The organism is Methanoregula sp. (assembly GCF_023227875.1).
Taxonomy (GTDB): domain Archaea; phylum Halobacteriota; class Methanomicrobia; order Methanomicrobiales; family Methanospirillaceae; genus Methanoregula.
Genome location: NZ_JALOCH010000002.1, coordinates 262263 through 279747, shown reverse-complemented (window position 1 = coordinate 279747; position 17485 = coordinate 262263). Strand labels below are relative to the sequence as shown.

Genomic DNA, 17485 nt, shown 5'->3' with positions numbered 1-17485 from the left:
CGGCTCGCTGATTTCTTAAGTGTCTCCTTTCTATTTGATTTCACACTCAAGAAAAGGAGACATTGTACCTTAGATCTTTTGGTCGTCGGTACAACCATTTTTGGATGAGGATTTCAACAGAGCAGAATTTTATTATCTTTTACAGTGTAGTTGACACTTTAAAGAGGATGTGCCTATTAGAAACCGTGAAAAACCAACTCAAGATATGGCTAAATTAACTTATGCAAACCAACTCATTCAACCTTTGTAGAGTTAGATATATAGTTAGAATGACGAGTAATATTAACCCAATGGTGGTTAGAATGGAAGTTAACAAATACCACGTCCCGGATTTCAGGTTAGATCCAGATCTGATTGATGCAACGAAGTTACTTTACGACAAATATCGGAATGAAGAAGCTAATGATAATCTGACTATCTCAAATCTATTAGGTCATAAATCTCCAAGCGGATCGTATTTCCGCAAGCTTGCCGCGCTACGCGATTTTGGATTATTAGAGAAAAGAGGTGTAAAAGTAACTAACTTAGGTATAAGGATAACCTATCCCACCTCAGATGATGAAAAGAATTCGGCCCTTAATGAAGCAATTCTTAACATTCCGTTATGGAAGGAGTTTTTTAAACAATACGGAGTTAATCTTCCAAAAGAGAAATTTTGGGTAGATTTACAAAGAATCGCTGGTATTGCTGCTCCTGATGCACAAAATCTCGAAAATTCTGTGCGCAATGCTTATTTAAACGATGTAAGAAACCTTAAAATTGTAGAATGCCCCGAAAAGCCTACGGAATCGGATAAAACTCAAACTTCTATAAATGGGTCAAACGACAAGAAACCAACTATGGAAGTAACGCAAACAAAATCCTCTGGTATTTCTCCTATAAACATGGGGGGTGATTTCCCCATCCTATATGATCCCGAATTGGGAGCATCAATTGTAATCGATACTCCAAGAAAATTTAAAGTTGCGAAAATATTCTGGGAGGCCATCGAAGCAAGATGGATTGAACAACCAAAATCTGATATTACTAAATCTGATATTACTACATCAAAGAATCAGACAGATGAGAAGTTTACTTATCAATCAAATGAGTGAAATAATTTTGGAGAACGAGTCAGGGTCGCCAGGTTAGGTATGACGGATGATTTACGTTGTTTGGTTTTTCAGTCCGAAGGAGACAAAACAGAATGAGTGCCTATAATATCCGAATTAAAGAACCGGCAGAAGAGTGGCTGAAGAAATACGATAAGAATATCCAACGTCATTTTGTAAAAAGATTCAGAAATTATCTGAAAATCCCGAACTCCACGGAAAGCCCTTGCGAACCCCGCTTCATGGTTATTGGGAACTCTATTTTGAAAACAGTTTCAGGATAATTTACACGATAGATCTTGAAAATAACGTTGTCTTAATCGAAGCGATTAAACACAAGGATGAGTTCTAAATACTGAGTTCTTTAACGACTTCTTTAAAATCGCGTGATTTTACATCCTTCTGTTGCCCTCTCTTTATCTGGGTCATGAGTTCCTTGTCAGTAAGTACGTCAATTGTCCTTTTCATGGATTCGTATTCATCTACAGAGATAGTGATCCATTCTGTTTCATGCTTGCCATGAACTAATGTCATGTTAAAGTATCATTTCAATTCAGAAGTAATAAAGAATGAGGTAGAACATAAACACTATTTTGTGATAGATCCGTGTGAGTATGCTGTACTGAGGTACGCGAGTCCCCGGGAACCATACCAAGCTGCTATCGCTTTCCTTCTTACACGGACTATTCTTGGAATGTTTTGAGTACAGAGCGAATGCTCTCGTTATGTCATCGTATCGTTTTTTATGGATACCGGCAGGTTCGCGGCCTGCATGACACGTACGACAAAAATAATATGAGATCCGGAAATTTCCCTGACGCTCTTTAAAAAACTAAAAAAAAGTTATGCGTGAGGTTCTGGTTCCGGAGATCCGGGCATCTGCCTGCTCTTTGCAGAGGTGTAAAGATGCAGCGCAGCGATCCCTCCGACGGTTGCCACGACAAACGCAAAGGTTACAAGTGCGAGATTATAGAGGAGGGCCAGAGCAATCCAGGTAACGGTGGGATGAAACATGACCGTCTCGTAGGGTGACACCATCCCGGATACCGCTTGGACAAGCAGGTACATAAGAAATACACCGAAGACGACAATGCCAAGGAATGCGGCGCAGGCAGCTATCTCGCCCCAGGTCTTTTTCATCATGGCAAACGATCCCGCGACTGCCTCCCTGAGGGTCTTCTGCTCGAATACGGTGAGGGGCACGACAAACGGGGTCAGTACGAAGAGGAGCAGGTTGATCACAAGGACGTTCATGGCCTCTACAAGCCCAAACGGATAGATCAATAACAGCAGGGATCGTCCCCCGTAGCCCGGAAGTTCGGTTAACATGGCCCAGTCGAGCGTCCAGTTGAAGGGGAACTGGGTGATCGTGCTGTCAAAGAAATAAGGCCCGAAGTTATTGAGGAACCGGAACTCTGGTGGCAACCCGAAGAATACATAACACCAGATGCGGAAGAGCAGTATGCCTGCGAGTGCCAGAACCAAGGACCACAGGAAGATTGGTTTCCAGTATTTTTTTGCCCCGGCAAGTCCTTTTGAGAACGATGCAGGACCTCCTTTCTTTGACGAGAGGCTCAGGACAAGGCCCGCCAGCAGGAGCAGCAGGCAGAACACTGTGATAAACTCCAGGAAAAAGTCCAGGATATAAAAGTCCCGGACAAGCTCCACGATTCCCCCGGGTTGCGCGGCCCTGTCGATGTAGCGGAGTGCCGCCTGGCCGATAGCGTTTCCCGCCAGCACAAGCCCGGCAAGGATCGTAAACCAGAGGAGCTGCCGGTTCTGCGCCAGCGTTTTTGTGCCTGACAGGGCTGCTCCGATCCCCCTGCGAATAGTGCCCGATCCGCCGCCCCCGCCATCCGGGAGTCCCTCAAAGGCTGATCCCATCGGGATACCGATATCCGTCTGCAGTGCATGTACTGCCGGTGGCTTCCGGCACAGGCCAAACCAGTGTTCGGCAATTTCCGATACAAGGTTCATTCCCGATCCTCCCGGACCTTTGCAAGCAGTTCCTCTGCCATCTTTGTCGGGTCCTGGGTCTTTTCGAGTTTTATCCCCAGCTCGGCTGCGAAGTCCCAGATGAACTCGATGCATTTTGTGAATTCATTGCAGGAAATGCAATCGCCGTCATGCTCGTACCAGACCTGCATGCCGTGCTTCTCCGAGACGAAAATATATGCATTGGTCTGGAACGGGATGGACCGCCCGAACAGGACGCCCCGCTCCACATCGATCTTCTCGATCTGGATCCGGTTTGCCTGCGCCATCTCCCGGAGCGAGGTCTCGATCTTCTCGTTCATCACGAGGAGTGCCTGGGAAACTCCCTGCCGTGTAATGCCGAGCTCGTTTGCAATAGAAACATTCGACATCCCGCTGCGCCGCATCTTCCAGAACCCGAACTGTTTCTCATTCGTGGGCAGGAACATATGTAAATCTATTGACATTTACAATATAAAAACATTGAGGACTGCCGACCGGTTTTTCCCGGCAGGTGAAAAAAGGGAGAGAAATGGACTGCCTGCCGACGGTTCTACATGACCAGTCCCGAAAGCAGACCGGTAATCCCGGACGAGGCAAACTGGAACGGGAAAGATGAGGCCTGCTGTTGTACCGGGGCGGTTGCGACCGGTTGTGCCTGCTGCGGAGAGTATCCGGTCTCATCCACCGTAAAAGGGACCATTGCATAGGTGTCATCCCCGTTTTCGCTGTTGCTCAGGGCAAAAACAAGCGCCTCTGCCGCATCGCTGCCCTGCAGGCTTCCCGGCCCGGTGACCTTAAAGAGGATCGTACTGTTTCCGCCCTGCATGGCGGTGACGTATTCTCCGTTAAATGCGATGTCGAACTGGTTGTTCTGCATCGAGTGCTGCGCGATGAGGTAATAGTCTCCCGCAGTGAGGTTTCCGGAGTACTGGGCGTCAGCAGTGAACGTATAGTTCGCTTCAATGTCGACCGGGACGGTTATGATGGAGAAGTAGTTTTTGCCGAGTATCCAGAGCTGGATGCCGGCCGGGTCGCCTTCCGCATAGCCGGTGACCGTGAACGGCTGTCCACTCACGACCGGTGTCGGGGAGATCGCTGTAGCGATGAAGGGTTTTTTGAAGATGACCCCGACATCGTCAGAACTTATTGTCCCAATATCGTCTTTCGCCTTGGGCTGGCTCACGGCATAGATCGTGTAAGATCCGGCAAGGAGATCGAGACTGTCCGTATAAAGGACATATTCCCAGGACTTGTCGGGCTTTGTTGCTGCCTGCGTGAATAAGCCGGGGTCACTGCTGATGACACCCTCGCCCGGTGCGGTAAGCTTTCCACCGTTTTCAGAGATACCCGGGCCGGTGATAAAGAGGTACGTAGTATCCGAATCATGGTTAAAGCCATGGAAGATCACGCATTCTCCCAGGTAATAGGACTGGTCGCCTTCTGCAATAACCGTGACTCCTGTTTCAGCAGATACGGGAACTGCCGACAATACCGCTGCACATGACATGATGAGCAGCAGGGCCAGCGTTCGGAACACTGGCCGTTTGTTGTTGTCATACAATGACATACGTAAATGTATTGGTATTTACAATATAAAAATGGGAGGGGTCTCTTTTATCCACGTTCTTAAGCGGGGACGGTGAGCGCACTGCCGGCGGGAATACCCGGGGCACAACAATCGCTTCGCAGTCTGGACATGCCCGGAATCTTTCCGAACCCGGCAGTTTTCCTGTAATGTTTTAGAGCGAAAGCGCTCTTCATGTTATTGTATCATTTGCTGATACCGGCAGGTCCGCGACCTGCATGATGAATAAAAAGTAACCATCCGGTTATTTCTTCCGGAGGGCAATCTCGATTGCAATCTTGAGGTCCTTGTCCTCAAAGGGTTTTGAGACGAAGCCGGCCGGCTGGGTCTCGGCAGCCTGGCGGATGATCTCGTCATCGCTCTGGGACGTGAGGTACACAAGCGGGGCAGTGGTGATCTCCTTTAACATCTTCGCGGTCGTTATGCCATCGGTGGGCCCGGCAATCTTGATGTCCATGAGGATAAGATCCGGGGGATGTTCTTTTGCAGCCTTCAGGGCGTCGGCGCTGTTGGTGGCCGTTCCGCAGACTTCGTAACCGAGTTTCTGCAGGCGCCAGACGGCAACCCGCGAGACAATTTCATCATCTTCAACAAGGAGGATCTTCGTCATCGTTCATTCACCGGTGTAATCATGGTTCGCATATCATTCATGTTCCCTGTACTCGTTCGCCTTTATTCAATCTCCACGCTGCTTTCGGGACCGTGATCTCGAACAGGACGCCGCTCCCGGGTCTCCCGGTCTCCCGGATTGTCAGGCCGGTAATACCCAGGATTTCCCGGATGATAAAGAGGCCAAACCCAGTATTCTTGCCATATCCCTGTTCAAAGATCAGATGCTTCTCATCCATCGGGATGCCGATGCCATCGTCACAATACCGGATAACGAGGTCCCCCTCCGGCATGACCCCGGTCTCAACCGAGATCTTCCGGACCGATCCGCCGTGCCTGAAGCTATTATCGATCAGGTTGTAGAAAATCCTGCCGAAGAATGGATCGGCATATATCTCTGCATCGGACCCGGGCAGGTCCAGGGCGATATCCCGCCCGATTGCCGATGCCGCATCCCTGACACTCTGGCAAAGGCCCTGCCACTGGGGGGCCTTCACCCCCACGCTCTGGTAGTCCCTGGTGAAGAGGATCTGGTCTTTGATCTTGATGACCTGGCCGCGGATCTCTGAGAGGAGCATGCGGGCATTGCTGTCAGCGGTCATCTCGCCCAGCATATCGCACAGCCCGAGAAGGCCGGTGATGTTGTTGAGGACATCATGGCGCGTCACGCTGTTCATCATGTTCAGTTTCTGGTTCGTTACCTCGAGTGCCTTCTCGAGCCGTTTCTGTTCCGCGATGTCAACGATGACCCCATGGATCCCCGCGATACGGTTCTCCCCGATCACCGGGGAGGCATAGATGATGGCGGGGATCTCCCTTCCATCATGGGTAACGAGTCCGCATTCGATATGGCCGCTGGTAATATCCTGCTGGAGGCGGGTAAAAAAAAGCTCTACCGACGGTCGATCAATCTCGCGAATAATATCGAATATCCCTGTCCTCTTCGAAAGGTCATCGTATGCATATCCGGTGATCTTAATCGCATACCAGTTGAAAAAGGTGAATTTCAGGTTTTCATCGAGTTCGAATACTACCTGGGGAAGGAGATCGGCAAGGTCCCTGAACCGGCTCTCACTGTTCTGGAGGAGGCCCCGTTCGGCAGACATGTGGCCCGAGATCTCGCTGTTATGTGGCATCGTATTCATAAAAATTGGCAGTGGCCGAACTTAAAACTCCCGGTAAATGAAAAGGGTCCGGATCCGCATCAGGGGAACTGCTGAAGGCAAATCTTATGTATTGTTGCTAAAATTATTTATTGTAGTAAAATATTAATCATCATCCATAGCAGAACAGCCCCAGCGATTGAAAACCGGCTGTACTGCTTTGAGATGAATTATGGCAGATACATTCAGGATAGGAACGTTTAATGTCCAGAATCTATTCCGTCGTGCAAAAGCCCTCAATTACATGGACCATGATAAAGTAGACCTGATACTCGTAAAGATCCAGGAATTCAAGAACCTCATCGGACAGGACGTGTACAGCGAAGCGGACAAAAAGAAGATTGTCGCGATGTATACTGGGGAACTCAAGGATTTCATCGAAGTCCGGGAGAACCGGGGGAAATTATTCGCCCGGAAAGGACAGAAAATTACCGGTGTCAAGGCAAAAGGAAAAGGAGATGACTGGGACGGGGAGGTTGCTTTCAAACCCGACTCATTCGATAACAATACCCGTGAAAATACTGCACAGGTGATCAAGGATATCCGTGCCGATATCCTCTGCATTGTCGAAGCAGAAGACCGTCCGACCCTCAAATCGTTCGATGCACAGATGCTGAAGTCGAAGTATCCATATGACATGCTGATGGACGGCAACGATGACCGGGGCATCGATGTGGGACTGTATAGCAAATACCCGATTGGTACGATACGTACCCACATGTTTGATAAGAAGGGAAAGAGCGAGGTCTTCAGTCGCGACTGCCCGAAGTACGAGATCCTTCTCCCCAATAAGCAGTCACTCTACATCCTCTGCAACCACCTGAAGAGCAAGGGGTATGACAAGAACAATACTGCCGATAAGCGGCGCAAGGACCAGGCTGAAGCCATTGCAGGGATCCTGAATAAGTACGACCTGAAACGCGACTGGGTTGTCGTTGCCGGCGACTTCAATGACCATCCCTTAAGCGCCCCGCTGCAACCCCTGCTCACAGTCCCCGACCTCTACGATGTCCTGGCACTTCAGTTCAGGGATGACCTGATGAAACGCTGGACTTATCACTATACCGGGTTCGAGCAGATCGATTATATTCTGGTATCAAAGCCCTTAAAAGACCGTTTCAGGAATGCCAAGGTTGAACGCAGGGGAATCTACAACCTCGGGAAACTGACAACTGGAGCGAAAGGAAAGGTGCCTGTTGAGAACGAGTATACCACCGTAACGAAATGGTCCAATGCGGCATCGGACCACGGTGCTGTGTGTGCAGAATTCGTGCTGTAAGGAGACATCCCGTTATGCAAGGGCCCGGTTACGTCCGGGCCCTGCACAGACGACGGCCAGAGGGTTCAGTTGTTCGCTTTAAAGATCTCTTCCCGGGAGAACGTGTAAAACGCGAGGAAGATGAGCGGGATGATGAAGACGCAGATCGCCCAGGTCAGCGGCCGCCATGCAACCACATCGCCAAAGAGCGATTCTTTCCCGAACTTCTCCCCGGCATGCAGCGTCCCGGCATCGTAATAGACGAGCAGTGCGGAAAAGATCCCGGCAAGGGCGAGCATCCTGAGGTCCACAAGGCAGAACAGGCCGGCCACCAGCAGGAGGATCAGGAGGAAATTCTCCTGGTAGACGGGTTGGGGCCTGGCCGGGGCATCGGTTGTGGCAGGAGGTGCGGCTGGCACGGGGGATGGTCGGGGGGGGACCTGGTATGGCTCCGCCGTGCTGGTACAGGTGAGGGTTTTCCGGGATGTTTCTCCATGTTGGCACAAACCAACTTTTTTCCTGAGATAATCCAGGGATAATGTCATGGTGTTTTCTCCAGCAGCCGGGTAATCTCACCCGGGTTTTCACAAAAAACCGTAATTCTTTCTTTCCTGTTCGTAATGATCACTCCTTTTTCAGGAGACGACCGTACACGGGAATGATGGTAAAACACCAAGAAGAACAAGATGAGATTAATGTAGAAAATGAGATTGAGGAGGAACCGTGAAGAGGCAACCTCTCCTGAAATCAGGTCCCAGTATTCTATCAGGACGATAGCGACAGAGCAGATGGGAATGAGGCAGACGGTTAATATCTTCTGGTGCCAGAGCGGGTAGGGCAATGCATTTTGCCGGATCTCCACCGTTGCGATATCGTCCCGCCGGATAACCACCGGCTTGTGAAAAGGCCTGCGGAGAATGAGGGCATCGGGTCTAATCTCCAGACTGGCCTTTTTTATATCCCGATACAGTGTGACAATGGCGAACAAGAGAAGAAATACACTGAACAGGGTACTCGCCTGACGAAATGATATCCCCTTGACGATAAAGGGAAACACTAATACGGTACCGAAGAGTGCGACAACCACTCCTATGATAAACCATTTCGTGATGCCGGCTGTCCCAGAATCAACAACGATCCCGTTATTGGTATATGCCCTGTTTTTCTCAGGGCCCTGGGAATTCATCTCAAAGGGCAGCACCTCTTTCCTCATCTGTACTGCATACCTGTCCGGGCACAACCCGAGCCACCCGTGGATTATCTCGGAGAACCGGCTCATCGTGAAGGCTCCCCGACTGCTGTCGTATCGCTCTTTGGCAACGGGTGGACTGACCCCGTTCTCCCGCACGTATGCAGTTCCGTGATGGCGACCCCAAGGACTGTCGACCCGAGAGCCATCAGCACGCAACAGCCCAGGAGGAAGCCGTAACAGGCAATGGTCATCAGCACCTGCCCGCGGGACATCTGGAGGAAGAAGTCATAATCGTGGTTGAGCAAAAGGGGCGACTGGCCGATCAGGAGCCCGACAGCAAAGACCCCAAGGACAATGCATCCCAGAACGAGGATGCAGCCCAGCAGCTCGCGCCAGGTCCTCTTCATGAGACTGACAGAACCTGCTAGGGCCGGGAGCAGACGTCTGCCCTCCAGCACGATGCCTGGCACCACATACAGTGCCAGCAGGAACAGGAGAATGTTGATGGCCATGATCCTGAACGAGAAATAATACATGGACGTGATCCCGTTCGGGACATAGTACGCATAAGGCAGGTTGAACAAGGCCATATCAATCGTGTGCAGGAACCCTCCGATGAACCGGCTCTGGGAGACCTGCACAAAAAGAACTGTCGCCACGAACGCCATCGCGATGGATAACGCTGCCAGTGTGCCATTATGGATGTTGACTCCGGCTAACGCCTTCCGGATCGTGACCGGCCCGTTTGCCCTGCCTGCGCTCCGGTGCAGGACCAGGCCCGCGAGGAGGCAGGTGAAGCCTGACAGGCTGATCGCCTCGATCAGGAAGAGCTGCATATTGAACACGATGATGGATGAGTCCCCAAAGGGGATCCAGATGTAATGGGGCAGGAAGGAATCATAGTGCGTCACGCTCCACCCTTCTGCCACGAAGAGGAAGAGGAGTACGAGGCCTGCAAGGAGCGAGAACCAGAGCAGGTGCCTCTCCACAAACAGGGTTTTGATGCTCCCGGTGGCGATGGAGATCCCGCACCGGACCCTTCGTAAGCCCCCGGCCGCACCTCCGGCATCCGGCTGGACGGGATGGGCGGTTTCGGCCTCTCCCAGCATCACCGCTGTCGTTGTCTGCATGACAGGCCTTTTCCGGCACAGCCCCAGCCAGCAGTCCGCAACGGTGGTGAGGACCGTCATCCCACATGCTCCATGTTCTTTGCATGGGTGTAGAGGTCCAGAGATGCAATCCCGCCAACCGTTGCCGCGACAAGCGTAAGGCCGGATAGGGCAAGAATGTACAGGAAGCCGAGAGCGATCCACTCATCGCCCGGGCGCAAGGATGAGTACGTGCTGCTGCCGACGATCTCAAAATGATAAATCCCGGTAACCTGGAAGAGCAGGTACGCGAGCGAGGCGGCGAATACTACCATTCCAAGGCCAAGGACGCAGGCCACCACTTCTCCCCAGCACTTCTTCATCAGGGTAAACGATCCAAAAACCACCTCCTTCAGGCTCTTCCCCTCAAGCACGAGCAGGGGTACAACAAACAGGGTCAGGATGAACAGGAGTACGTTAATTGCTGAAAGGATCAGAGTGTCCGCGAGCATACTCGTAATTCCCCCCAACCCCCCCTCAGGCATGTAGTTAACGAGGTAGAAGGGAAACTGGTTGAGCACGTTGAACAGGGATTCCCAGATGGTCGATCTCAGCGAATAGGAATATTGGCCAGCAATGAAGATCAGGGTGCCTGCGAGTGCCAGGACCGCGGACCACCCGGTTAGTGATCTTGTGTATTTTCTGGCCATTGCGAGTCCGTGAAAGAATGAGACAGAACCGCCGTTCTTTGAAGAAAGGCTCAGGATAAGGCCCGCCAACAAGAAGGCCAGGCAGAATACCGTTAAGAGCTCGACTACAAATGTCAGGACAAGCCATATGAGTAAACCGCCATAGCCGTGGTAGGGATCAACGAAGAGCATCCACTGGGGGTTGCGAACGAAGAGTACCCCTTCGACGATGAAGGGATGAACAAAGAGCAGAATGCCTGCGAGTGCCAAGACCACGGACCCCCCGGCTAGTGATCTTGTGTATTTTCTGGCCATTGCGAGCCCGTGAAAGAATGAGACCGGACCACCTTTCTTTGAAGAGAGGCTCAGGACAAGGCCCGCCAGTAAGAAGACCAGGCAAAACACCGTTATGAGCTCAACTAAAAATGTCAGGACAAGCGATGGGAGTAAACGGGCATCAGCAAAGGACCGCCACTCCATGGATTGGGGGAATATGAAGAACGCCCACTGGGCGATGAGGTGCGCGACCAGCACGAGTCCGGTGAGGAGCGAGAACCAGAGGAGCTGCCGGTTCCGGATCAGTGTTTTCATACCTGACAGGGCGGCCCCGATTCCCCGCCGGACCGTTCCCGGCCCGCCAGCCCCGCCATCCGGGCTCCCCTCATGGGCAGGTGTTGGCTGATCACCGGTAAAAGTCTCTGAGGCACGGAACACCGGCGCTTTCCGGCACAGGCCGAGCCACCCTTGTGTATCCGGGGAATGCTGGGTCATCCCGAACTCTCCCGGATCTTTGCGAGCAGCTCGTCTGCCATCTTCGTCGGGTCAGCGGTCTTCTCAATTTTAATTCCCAGTTCGGCTGCGAAGTCCCAGATGAACTCGATGCACTGGGTATATTCGTCGCATGCCCCGCAGTCGCCGTCATGTTCGTACCAGACCTGCATGCCGTGCTTCTCCGAGACGAAAATATATGCATTGGTCTGGAACGGGATGGACCGCCCGAACAGGACACCTTTCTCCACATCGATCTTCTCGTCTATTGCGTGGAGTGCCTGGGATACCCCCTGCCGTGTTATGCCCAACTGGTTTGCAATGGAGACATTCTGCATCCCGTTGCGACGCATCTTCCAGAACCCGAACTGTTTCTCATTCGTGGGTAGGAACATAGGTAAATGTATGGATGTTTACAATATAAAAATAGTTGGGTGCCCGACAACAACAATGTGTATTATTCTGGATGTGATGTTCGGGTACCCTCAGCCCTCCCCGGATCATATCAGCAGTCCGGATCATGGGGTATGCTACTGTTTTTCCCGGTTTCCATCGGTATTACCGGATACCTCGTTGCTCGTCTGGATCCGGTTGAGCTCTTCAACCGCAACACCCGCCGCAGTAAATCCCGCCGCCATCAGGACCATGCAGGCAAGGATGAACCCGTAATAGACGACCATTATGAGCGGATGTCCGCTGGCGGTGGCGTCATACTCATAATGGAGCATATAGGGCAACTGGCTGACCGCGAACGCTATGGCAATGACCCCGATGACGATTGTCCCGCCGACAAGAATACAGCCCAGCACCTCCCGCCAGGTCTTCTGTATGAGGGTCATCGATCCCCCATGATCAGGAACCCGCGCCTTCAACTTCAGAACGATGGCCGGTACCAGCCAGAGTGCGGCCAGGAACAGGATAATGTTGATGAACAGGAGGATGTATGTGATATAGAACGCCATAACGTCCCCGTACGGGAGATAGGTGTTGGGAATCGTGAAGACCGCAAGGATCCTAGCTACGATCATATCCGTGAAAAACTCGCCCTTGTAGAGAATCTCAAATGCAATGGTCGCGATCAGCGCCATTCCATTGGAAAGAAGGGCAAGTGGAGCGGCATAGGCGACGGTCCCGGAAAATCCCTCATGGACCATGATAGGGGTATTTTCCCGATCCCCGTTCCGGTGAAGGACCATATCTGCCAGCACGAAGATGAAGCATGACAGGCAGATCAGCTCGACGACAAAGAGCCACGGGTCAAATACGATGGACGTACTGCCGGAAGAGATGGTGACGAGGAATGGCAGGGTGTCGTGAAAATGCTGGACATCCCACATTTTTGCCACGATCAGGAAGAACATCGCGAGCCCGGAGAGGAGCGAGAGACCGAGCAGGTACCGGTTCCGGGCCATCGTCTTCAGGCTATCGACAGCAATATGAGTCCCAAGCCTGACACTGCCGGAACGGCTGGCGGGTCCGCGGCCCTCAGGCCGGTCGCCATGCATTGTTTCAGGAGGGATCCTGAGGACCGCCGGTGCTGTACGCAGGGCCGGTGAGTTCGGGCACCAGCCGGTCCACTCGTAAATGATCTCCGAAACGCGTAGTAACGTCATACAGGTGCAACGTCCCTCCTCTTTCCTTCAAACATATCCGGCAGCTGGCCGGTCTTTCCATAGTTATACAGGCCGACGAGCACGATGCCCATCAGTGTCGTACCTATCATGATCAGGACCATCAGGACAAACATGTAGAGGCCTACGGTGATACTGAGAAGCCCTGTGTTGCCTGACGGGAACCCGATCGCGATCGCAGGAATAAGGGAGAGGAATGCAATGACAAACGCAAACAGCCAGAGGACGAACAGACAGAGAATGATCTCTGCCCATGTCCGCCGGATCAGTGAACATGATCCCATGACCGCGCCGACGAGGCTCCTGTCTTCGAGAACCATGAGCGGGATGACAAATGACGTCATAAATCCAAAGATACAGATGAGGGCCATGGAAATGAATACGAGAAAAATGTCTCCCAGATAGAGGGCTGTGATGAACTGCTGTGAAGTGCCTGCAACTGCCATAATCGCGGCCCAGCCTGCTATGGACCCCGCGTGATTCTTCGCTTGGGACAGGCCTTCGCCAAGGGTTGCAGTCTGGCCGGAAAAGAGGCTGGAGACGCAGGTGACGAGGCCGGCCAGCAGGAATACCGTGCCGAACATGGCAACCATCTGGAACACAAAGGTCAACGCAAGCCAGATCGGGGATCCCTGTACAAGAAGAGCCGTATCAGGTACAGTGGCAAGAGCGCTCCCGGTTAATGGGGAGATCCCGGAGAGGGCCTGGATACCAAACGTGGTGATGAGGCTGAACAGCAGTACGAGGCCGGTCAGGAACGAGAACCAGAGCAGCCGCTTGTTCAAAAAGAGGATCCTGATGCTTCCCATTGCCAGGGTAAAGCTGCGGTCAAGCCGTCCCGGTCCCCCGGCACCGCCATCCGGCTGTGCCGGATTGACAGAGACCGGGGGGGTCATGATACCCGGCGGTGCGGTGCGGAGTGTCCCTGCATTCGGGCACCAGCCGAAGTGGTGCCGGATAATTTCATTCAGTTTTGCAAACATTGCTTCTTCTCCATTCCCGTTTCTTTCTTCGCCAGCCGGTACGACCAGACCACGATATAGACGGTGACACCAAGGATGATCACGAGCATCAGGGCCATTGCCCACATGCCGGTAACAAGGCTCCCGAGCACGACAAGAACTCCGGCACCGGCGAAGACCGGCCCGCCGTGCTCGTGGGTCTTCTTCCAGACCTCCTCGCTTTCAAGTGTCCACGGCAGGCGGATCCCCATCGTTGTATTCCGCCCGATATGGGGCATCAGGGCTCCCATCACGATGAAGAGGACCCCGATGAGCATCGGCATGATAATGACAACGGGCAGGTCAACACCAGCAGCGATCAGGAGCGCGAGGACCTCAATGCAGAAGAACATCGCGATGGTTGCAAAGATGATGATGGCATAGATGTCCTGGAATGCGGTAAGCGAGAACTTCACGGAGTTATACCGGGGCAGCACCAGCAGGAGGACCATGAGGAGCGTCATGACTGCCGGCAGCCCGAATGTACCGGAAAGCCGGTCCGCGAACCCGTTTGCCTCTCCGTGCAGGCCCCAGTGGACCGGGATGACCTCCGGGAGATACGGCAATGCGAGGAAAGCGATCACCCACGAGAGGATGACCACCCCCCATGACAGGCGCATGAACATGGCTGACCGGCGGGCAACCGGGCCCCCGTCACCTGCGCTGTCTCTCTGGCGAAGTTCTCCCTGCGATCCCTTCGGAGGATAGCGGACGGCAGCCTGCATCGGGCACCAGCCCATGGCGTCCCAGATAAGTGTGGCAATCTGTACCATGTCACTGCACCTTCAGGATGTGACGATAGTACCAATATGCAAGGCAGACGATCAGGACTGCCCCGACAAAGAACGGCCACCAGATGTTCCCGCCGACAAAGAACGTGGCAAAGAGAATCACCAGTGCTGCTGTGGTCATCCAGTGATCTACTGCAAGAGTTGTCAGTGATGTGCCCGGCTGTGGGGGTTCCGGATCGGAAATCCCGGTTTGTTCCGTACCGGCCCGGGCACCGGGTGAGGGAACCTTCAGTGCATGTGCGTTCGGGCACCAGCCCAGATATGCCCCTGTTTTGTTTGAAATGGGCTCTGTCATGGATAACCCATCCTCCGTGAAGGATTCTTAATTTCTATTCTTGCCTTTTCTATCGCAGTTTTCAGGGCTTCCGGCTCATCGGTGCCGATCCGGACCTTTTTCCCGGAATACAGCAGGATCTCCACCGCATGACTCCCCGAGACGTTATAGAGGAGGCCATGGGGTGTCCACCGGATCCCCCATCCATAAATCCACTGGTTGGTGACGGTCGTTGCCGATACGATCTCTGATATCTGCCAGCTCTTCCGGATGAGCCCTACGGGACCAAACCGGATCGTCAGGGTATCGTCCCCAACTGATGCAGTCAGCGTTGACATGATCGCGAGCAGAAAAACCATCATACCCAGTACAATGATCGCAACCCATGCGATACCGAAGAGGTACGTAGCTGCCAGGATCAGGATGATGGCGGCGGATCCCGCACCGATGAGGAGTGTGCCCCGCTGGGTATGTTCGTACTTCCCGCCCCACGGCATGTCGGACCCATCTGTCCCCGAAGGCCCGGGACTTTTTACCTGCGGATTGTTGGCACCGTGGCGGAAGTCTGCATCGCCGCTTTTTCTTGTATTTATTGTATGCCCGTTCGGGCACCAGCCGGTCCACTCATTAATTATCTCTGAAATCCGTGTGATCATCAGACCATCGCCTTGACTTTTGCAAATAATTCCTCGGCCATCTTTGTCGGGTCAGCGGTCTTCTCGATCCGGACGCCGAGCTCGGTTGCATAGTCCCAGAGCAGTTCGATGCATTCGGTGTAACGCTGGCACGTCCCGCAGTCGCCGTCGTGCTCGTACCAGACCTGTACGCCATGTTTCTCCGACACGAAGATGATTGCCGCAGTCTGGAACGGGATTGACCGGCCGAGAAGGACGCCCCGCTCCGCGTTGATCTTCCCAACCGAGATCTGGTTGGCCTGTGCCATCTCCCGGAGCGTGCTCTCGATCTTCTCGTCCATGAGGAGGAGTGCCCGTGACACGGCCTGGCGTGAGATGCCGAAGCGGTTGGCAATCCCGATGTTGGACTCCCCGTTCCGGCGCAATGCCCAGAACCCAAACTGCCTGTCGTCCGTTGTCAGGAACATATGTCAACATTTGAATGTTGACAATATATATTTTTTGGAATTCCCGCAGTGCAGTCAAAAAAAGATGATTTCCTTTAGAAAATTCCTGACAGGAAACCCCATGCCTGGTCCAGCAGATTACCAGAATCTCCGGTATTCCTGGTTTGTCCGGCAACCGACTGGTTCTGTGTTTCAGCAACCCGGTCCTGCAGTACGGGTACGCTTTCACTGGATGGGGGTACTGTTTCTGTCGGCAGGACCATGTCTCTTGGCGGGAGCATGAGGAACGATATCATGTTAAAATGCGTGCTGTTGATATGAGGGATATCCCGGGGCGAACTGGCTGCATAGACAATGTACATCCCGGAATCAATGGCAACATTATGCGTGTCCCACGTGTATGACCATGTGTTATTCGACCCGACACTGGTTGCCATGAACGTGGATGCATCGCCGTCAGTAACAGGATACTTACGCGGCAAATCCTTTTGAATTTGTGAACCTTTTATGTCCAGGTTGGGTCCGGAAAGGACGAGATACGTAGTATTGGAAGCGGTATTGATACCGGAGAACGTGATGGTATCCTCCCCTATGTAATATTTTAGATTCACAAGCGGGGCTATTTTTACCATTGGCAGGTCCCTGTCTTTCGGTGGAAGCATGAGGAACGATATCCTGGCGAAATTTGTCTCGTTTATATGTGGTTTATCCCGGGGTGTACTGGCTGCATAGACCGTGTATGTCCCGGAATCAATGGCAACATCATGCGTATCCCACGTGTATGACCATGTGTTATCCGGCCCGACACTGACTGCCATGAACGTGGATGCATCGCCGTCAGTAACCGGATACTTGCGCGGCCAGTCCTTATCGATCCGTACACCATTGCTGTCCAGGTTAGGCCCGGAAAGGACGAGATACGTAGCATTGGAATCTGTGTTGGTACCGGAGAACGTTATCGTATCCTCACCAATGCCATATCTTAAATTCACAAGCGGGGTTATGGTTACGGGAGCATCGCCTCCGGCTGCTGCCGGGCTCCCCCCGGAAGACCCTGCTACCGGAACTATAGCAATCAACATGAACAGGCAAAATACTCCAAGAGCAAACAGTTTTTTTTCCACAATGATTCACCAAACCTTTTTTTCTCCTGCAAGACAGTACGTGCCCGGAACCCGGATTGGTTGTCGCAGGTTGTCAGGAGTATATGTCAACATTCGAATGTTGACAATATATATTTTGTGGAATAATCCCGATGCGGGCACCATTGCCAGTTTCACCCCGCGC

At 52.6% G+C, this 17485-nt stretch carries 21 protein-coding genes; 3 read left to right on the top strand and 18 right to left on the bottom strand.

Features of this window, described 5'->3' with window-relative positions; all coding sequences use genetic code 11:
• Positions 1 to 302 precede the first annotated feature (302 nt).
• Entirely contained in the window at positions 303 to 1094 is a 792-nt protein-coding gene (locus M0R30_RS03785) for a hypothetical protein (protein ID WP_292543508.1), read from the top strand.
• A 181-nt stretch (positions 1095 to 1275) separates the two neighbouring features.
• A complete protein-coding gene (locus M0R30_RS14740; RefSeq protein ID WP_366513099.1) occupies positions 1276 to 1443 on the top strand; it encodes a type II toxin-antitoxin system RelE/ParE family toxin in 168 nt (55 codons plus the stop codon).
• Here M0R30_RS14740 and M0R30_RS03780 read toward each other — a convergent pair.
• From M0R30_RS03780 to M0R30_RS03755, 6 genes are all read right to left on the bottom strand, one after another.
• Positions 1440 to 1625 (bottom strand): hypothetical protein, encoded by a 186-nt coding sequence (locus tag M0R30_RS03780; protein ID WP_292543505.1) that lies wholly within the window; start codon positions 1623 to 1625, stop codon positions 1440 to 1442. The genes M0R30_RS14740 and M0R30_RS03780 overlap by 4 nt on opposite strands.
• A 309-nt stretch (positions 1626 to 1934) precedes the next feature.
• Complete coding sequence (locus tag M0R30_RS03775; protein WP_292543503.1) at positions 1935 to 3068, bottom strand: DUF6159 family protein; 1134 nt, start codon at positions 3066 to 3068, stop codon at positions 1935 to 1937.
• Complete coding sequence (locus tag M0R30_RS03770) at positions 3065 to 3514, bottom strand: hypothetical protein (RefSeq protein WP_292543501.1); 450 nt, start codon at positions 3512 to 3514, stop codon at positions 3065 to 3067. The genes M0R30_RS03775 and M0R30_RS03770 overlap by 4 nt, the downstream gene beginning before the upstream one ends.
• Positions 3515 to 3618: 104 nt before the next feature.
• Entirely contained in the window at positions 3619 to 4635 is a 1017-nt protein-coding gene (locus tag M0R30_RS03765) for a hypothetical protein (RefSeq protein ID WP_292543499.1), read from the bottom strand.
• A gap of 262 nt (positions 4636 to 4897) precedes the next feature.
• A complete protein-coding gene (locus tag M0R30_RS03760; RefSeq protein ID WP_292543497.1) occupies positions 4898 to 5263 on the bottom strand; it encodes a response regulator in 366 nt (121 codons plus the stop codon).
• A 37-nt stretch (positions 5264 to 5300) separates the two neighbouring features.
• Positions 5301 to 6398, bottom strand: a complete 1098-nt coding sequence (locus M0R30_RS03755; RefSeq protein WP_292543495.1) for a HAMP domain-containing sensor histidine kinase — start codon at positions 6396 to 6398, stop codon at positions 5301 to 5303.
• Positions 6399 to 6597: 199 nt separating this feature from the next.
• Between M0R30_RS03755 and M0R30_RS03750 the strand changes: the two genes are divergently transcribed.
• Positions 6598 to 7704, top strand: coding sequence for an endonuclease/exonuclease/phosphatase family protein (locus M0R30_RS03750; RefSeq protein WP_292543493.1), 1107 nt, complete (start codon positions 6598 to 6600; stop codon positions 7702 to 7704).
• A 65-nt stretch (positions 7705 to 7769) separates the two neighbouring features.
• Here the strand turns inward: M0R30_RS03750 and M0R30_RS03745 are convergent, their stop codons facing one another.
• The 12 genes from M0R30_RS03745 to M0R30_RS03690 form a co-directional block, all read right to left on the bottom strand.
• On the bottom strand, positions 7770 to 8102 hold the full coding sequence (locus M0R30_RS03745; protein WP_292543491.1) for a hypothetical protein: 333 nt from the start codon (positions 8100 to 8102) through the stop codon (positions 7770 to 7772).
• Between the two features lie 122 nt (positions 8103 to 8224).
• Entirely contained in the window at positions 8225 to 8962 is a 738-nt protein-coding gene (locus M0R30_RS03740) for a DUF1673 family protein (RefSeq protein WP_292543489.1), read from the bottom strand.
• Entirely contained in the window at positions 8959 to 10065 is a 1107-nt protein-coding gene (locus tag M0R30_RS03735; RefSeq protein WP_292543487.1) for a hypothetical protein, read from the bottom strand. The genes M0R30_RS03740 and M0R30_RS03735 overlap by 4 nt, the downstream gene beginning before the upstream one ends.
• Positions 10062 to 11423, bottom strand: coding sequence for a DUF6159 family protein (locus M0R30_RS03730; protein ID WP_292543485.1), 1362 nt, complete (start codon positions 11421 to 11423; stop codon positions 10062 to 10064). Before M0R30_RS03730 ends, M0R30_RS03735 begins: the two co-directional genes overlap by 4 nt.
• Entirely contained in the window at positions 11420 to 11815 is a 396-nt protein-coding gene (locus M0R30_RS03725; RefSeq protein WP_292543484.1) for a hypothetical protein, read from the bottom strand. The genes M0R30_RS03730 and M0R30_RS03725 overlap by 4 nt, the downstream gene beginning before the upstream one ends.
• Positions 11816 to 11950: 135 nt before the next feature.
• Positions 11951 to 13033 (bottom strand): hypothetical protein, encoded by a 1083-nt coding sequence (locus M0R30_RS03720; protein ID WP_292543481.1) that lies wholly within the window; start codon positions 13031 to 13033, stop codon positions 11951 to 11953.
• Entirely contained in the window at positions 13030 to 14034 is a 1005-nt protein-coding gene (locus M0R30_RS03715) for a DUF6159 family protein (RefSeq protein WP_292543479.1), read from the bottom strand. Before M0R30_RS03715 ends, M0R30_RS03720 begins: the two co-directional genes overlap by 4 nt.
• A complete protein-coding gene (locus tag M0R30_RS03710) occupies positions 14019 to 14825 on the bottom strand; it encodes an SdpI family protein (protein WP_292543477.1) in 807 nt (268 codons plus the stop codon). The genes M0R30_RS03715 and M0R30_RS03710 overlap by 16 nt, the downstream gene beginning before the upstream one ends.
• A 1-nt stretch (position 14826) precedes the next feature.
• Positions 14827 to 15138 carry a hypothetical protein gene (locus M0R30_RS03705; protein ID WP_292543475.1) on the bottom strand — a complete coding sequence of 104 codons (312 nt, stop codon included), beginning with the start codon at positions 15136 to 15138 and terminating at the stop codon, positions 14827 to 14829.
• A complete protein-coding gene (locus M0R30_RS03700) occupies positions 15135 to 15773 on the bottom strand; it encodes a hypothetical protein (protein ID WP_292543473.1) in 639 nt (212 codons plus the stop codon). The genes M0R30_RS03705 and M0R30_RS03700 overlap by 4 nt, the downstream gene beginning before the upstream one ends.
• Positions 15773 to 16219: a hypothetical protein gene (locus M0R30_RS03695; protein ID WP_292543471.1), complete on the bottom strand. Its 447-nt coding sequence runs from the start codon at positions 16217 to 16219 to the stop codon at positions 15773 to 15775. The genes M0R30_RS03700 and M0R30_RS03695 overlap by 1 nt, the downstream gene beginning before the upstream one ends.
• 74 nt (positions 16220 to 16293) lie before the next feature.
• A complete protein-coding gene (locus M0R30_RS03690; RefSeq protein WP_292543468.1) occupies positions 16294 to 17280 on the bottom strand; it encodes a hypothetical protein in 987 nt (328 codons plus the stop codon).
• Positions 17281 to 17485: the final 205 nt, after the last annotated feature.

Bases quoted from the DNA above. Each gene is read 5' to 3' on its own strand.
- M0R30_RS03785 (WP_292543508.1), top strand. From the start codon at position 303: ATGGAAGTTAACAAATACCACGTCCCGGATTTCAGGTTAGATCCAGAT.
- M0R30_RS03780 (WP_292543505.1), bottom strand. From the start codon at position 1,625: ATGACATTAGTTCATGGCAAGCATGAAACAGAATGGATCACTATCTCT.
- M0R30_RS03775 (WP_292543503.1), bottom strand. From the start codon at position 3,068: ATGAACCTTGTATCGGAAATTGCCGAACACTGGTTTGGCCTGTGCCGG.
- M0R30_RS03770 (WP_292543501.1), bottom strand. From the start codon at position 3,514: ATGTTCCTGCCCACGAATGAGAAACAGTTCGGGTTCTGGAAGATGCGG.
- M0R30_RS03765 (WP_292543499.1), bottom strand. From the start codon at position 4,635: ATGTCATTGTATGACAACAACAAACGGCCAGTGTTCCGAACGCTGGCC.
- M0R30_RS03760 (WP_292543497.1), bottom strand. From the start codon at position 5,263: ATGACGAAGATCCTCCTTGTTGAAGATGATGAAATTGTCTCGCGGGTT.
- M0R30_RS03755 (WP_292543495.1), bottom strand. From the start codon at position 6,398: ATGCCACATAACAGCGAGATCTCGGGCCACATGTCTGCCGAACGGGGC.
- M0R30_RS03750 (WP_292543493.1), top strand. From the start codon at position 6,598: ATGGCAGATACATTCAGGATAGGAACGTTTAATGTCCAGAATCTATTC.
- M0R30_RS03740 (WP_292543489.1), bottom strand. From the start codon at position 8,962: ATGAGCCGGTTCTCCGAGATAATCCACGGGTGGCTCGGGTTGTGCCCG.
- M0R30_RS03735 (WP_292543487.1), bottom strand. From the start codon at position 10,065: ATGACGGTCCTCACCACCGTTGCGGACTGCTGGCTGGGGCTGTGCCGG.
- M0R30_RS03730 (WP_292543485.1), bottom strand. From the start codon at position 11,423: ATGACCCAGCATTCCCCGGATACACAAGGGTGGCTCGGCCTGTGCCGG.
- M0R30_RS03725 (WP_292543484.1), bottom strand. From the start codon at position 11,815: ATGTTCCTACCCACGAATGAGAAACAGTTCGGGTTCTGGAAGATGCGT.
- M0R30_RS03720 (WP_292543481.1), bottom strand. From the start codon at position 13,033: ATGACGTTACTACGCGTTTCGGAGATCATTTACGAGTGGACCGGCTGG.
- M0R30_RS03715 (WP_292543479.1), bottom strand. From the start codon at position 14,034: ATGTTTGCAAAACTGAATGAAATTATCCGGCACCACTTCGGCTGGTGC.
- M0R30_RS03710 (WP_292543477.1), bottom strand. From the start codon at position 14,825: ATGGTACAGATTGCCACACTTATCTGGGACGCCATGGGCTGGTGCCCG.
- M0R30_RS03705 (WP_292543475.1), bottom strand. From the start codon at position 15,138: ATGACAGAGCCCATTTCAAACAAAACAGGGGCATATCTGGGCTGGTGC.
- M0R30_RS03700 (WP_292543473.1), bottom strand. From the start codon at position 15,773: ATGATCACACGGATTTCAGAGATAATTAATGAGTGGACCGGCTGGTGC.
- M0R30_RS03695 (WP_292543471.1), bottom strand. From the start codon at position 16,219: ATGTTCCTGACAACGGACGACAGGCAGTTTGGGTTCTGGGCATTGCGC.
- M0R30_RS03690 (WP_292543468.1), bottom strand. From the start codon at position 17,280: ATGTTGATTGCTATAGTTCCGGTAGCAGGGTCTTCCGGGGGGAGCCCG.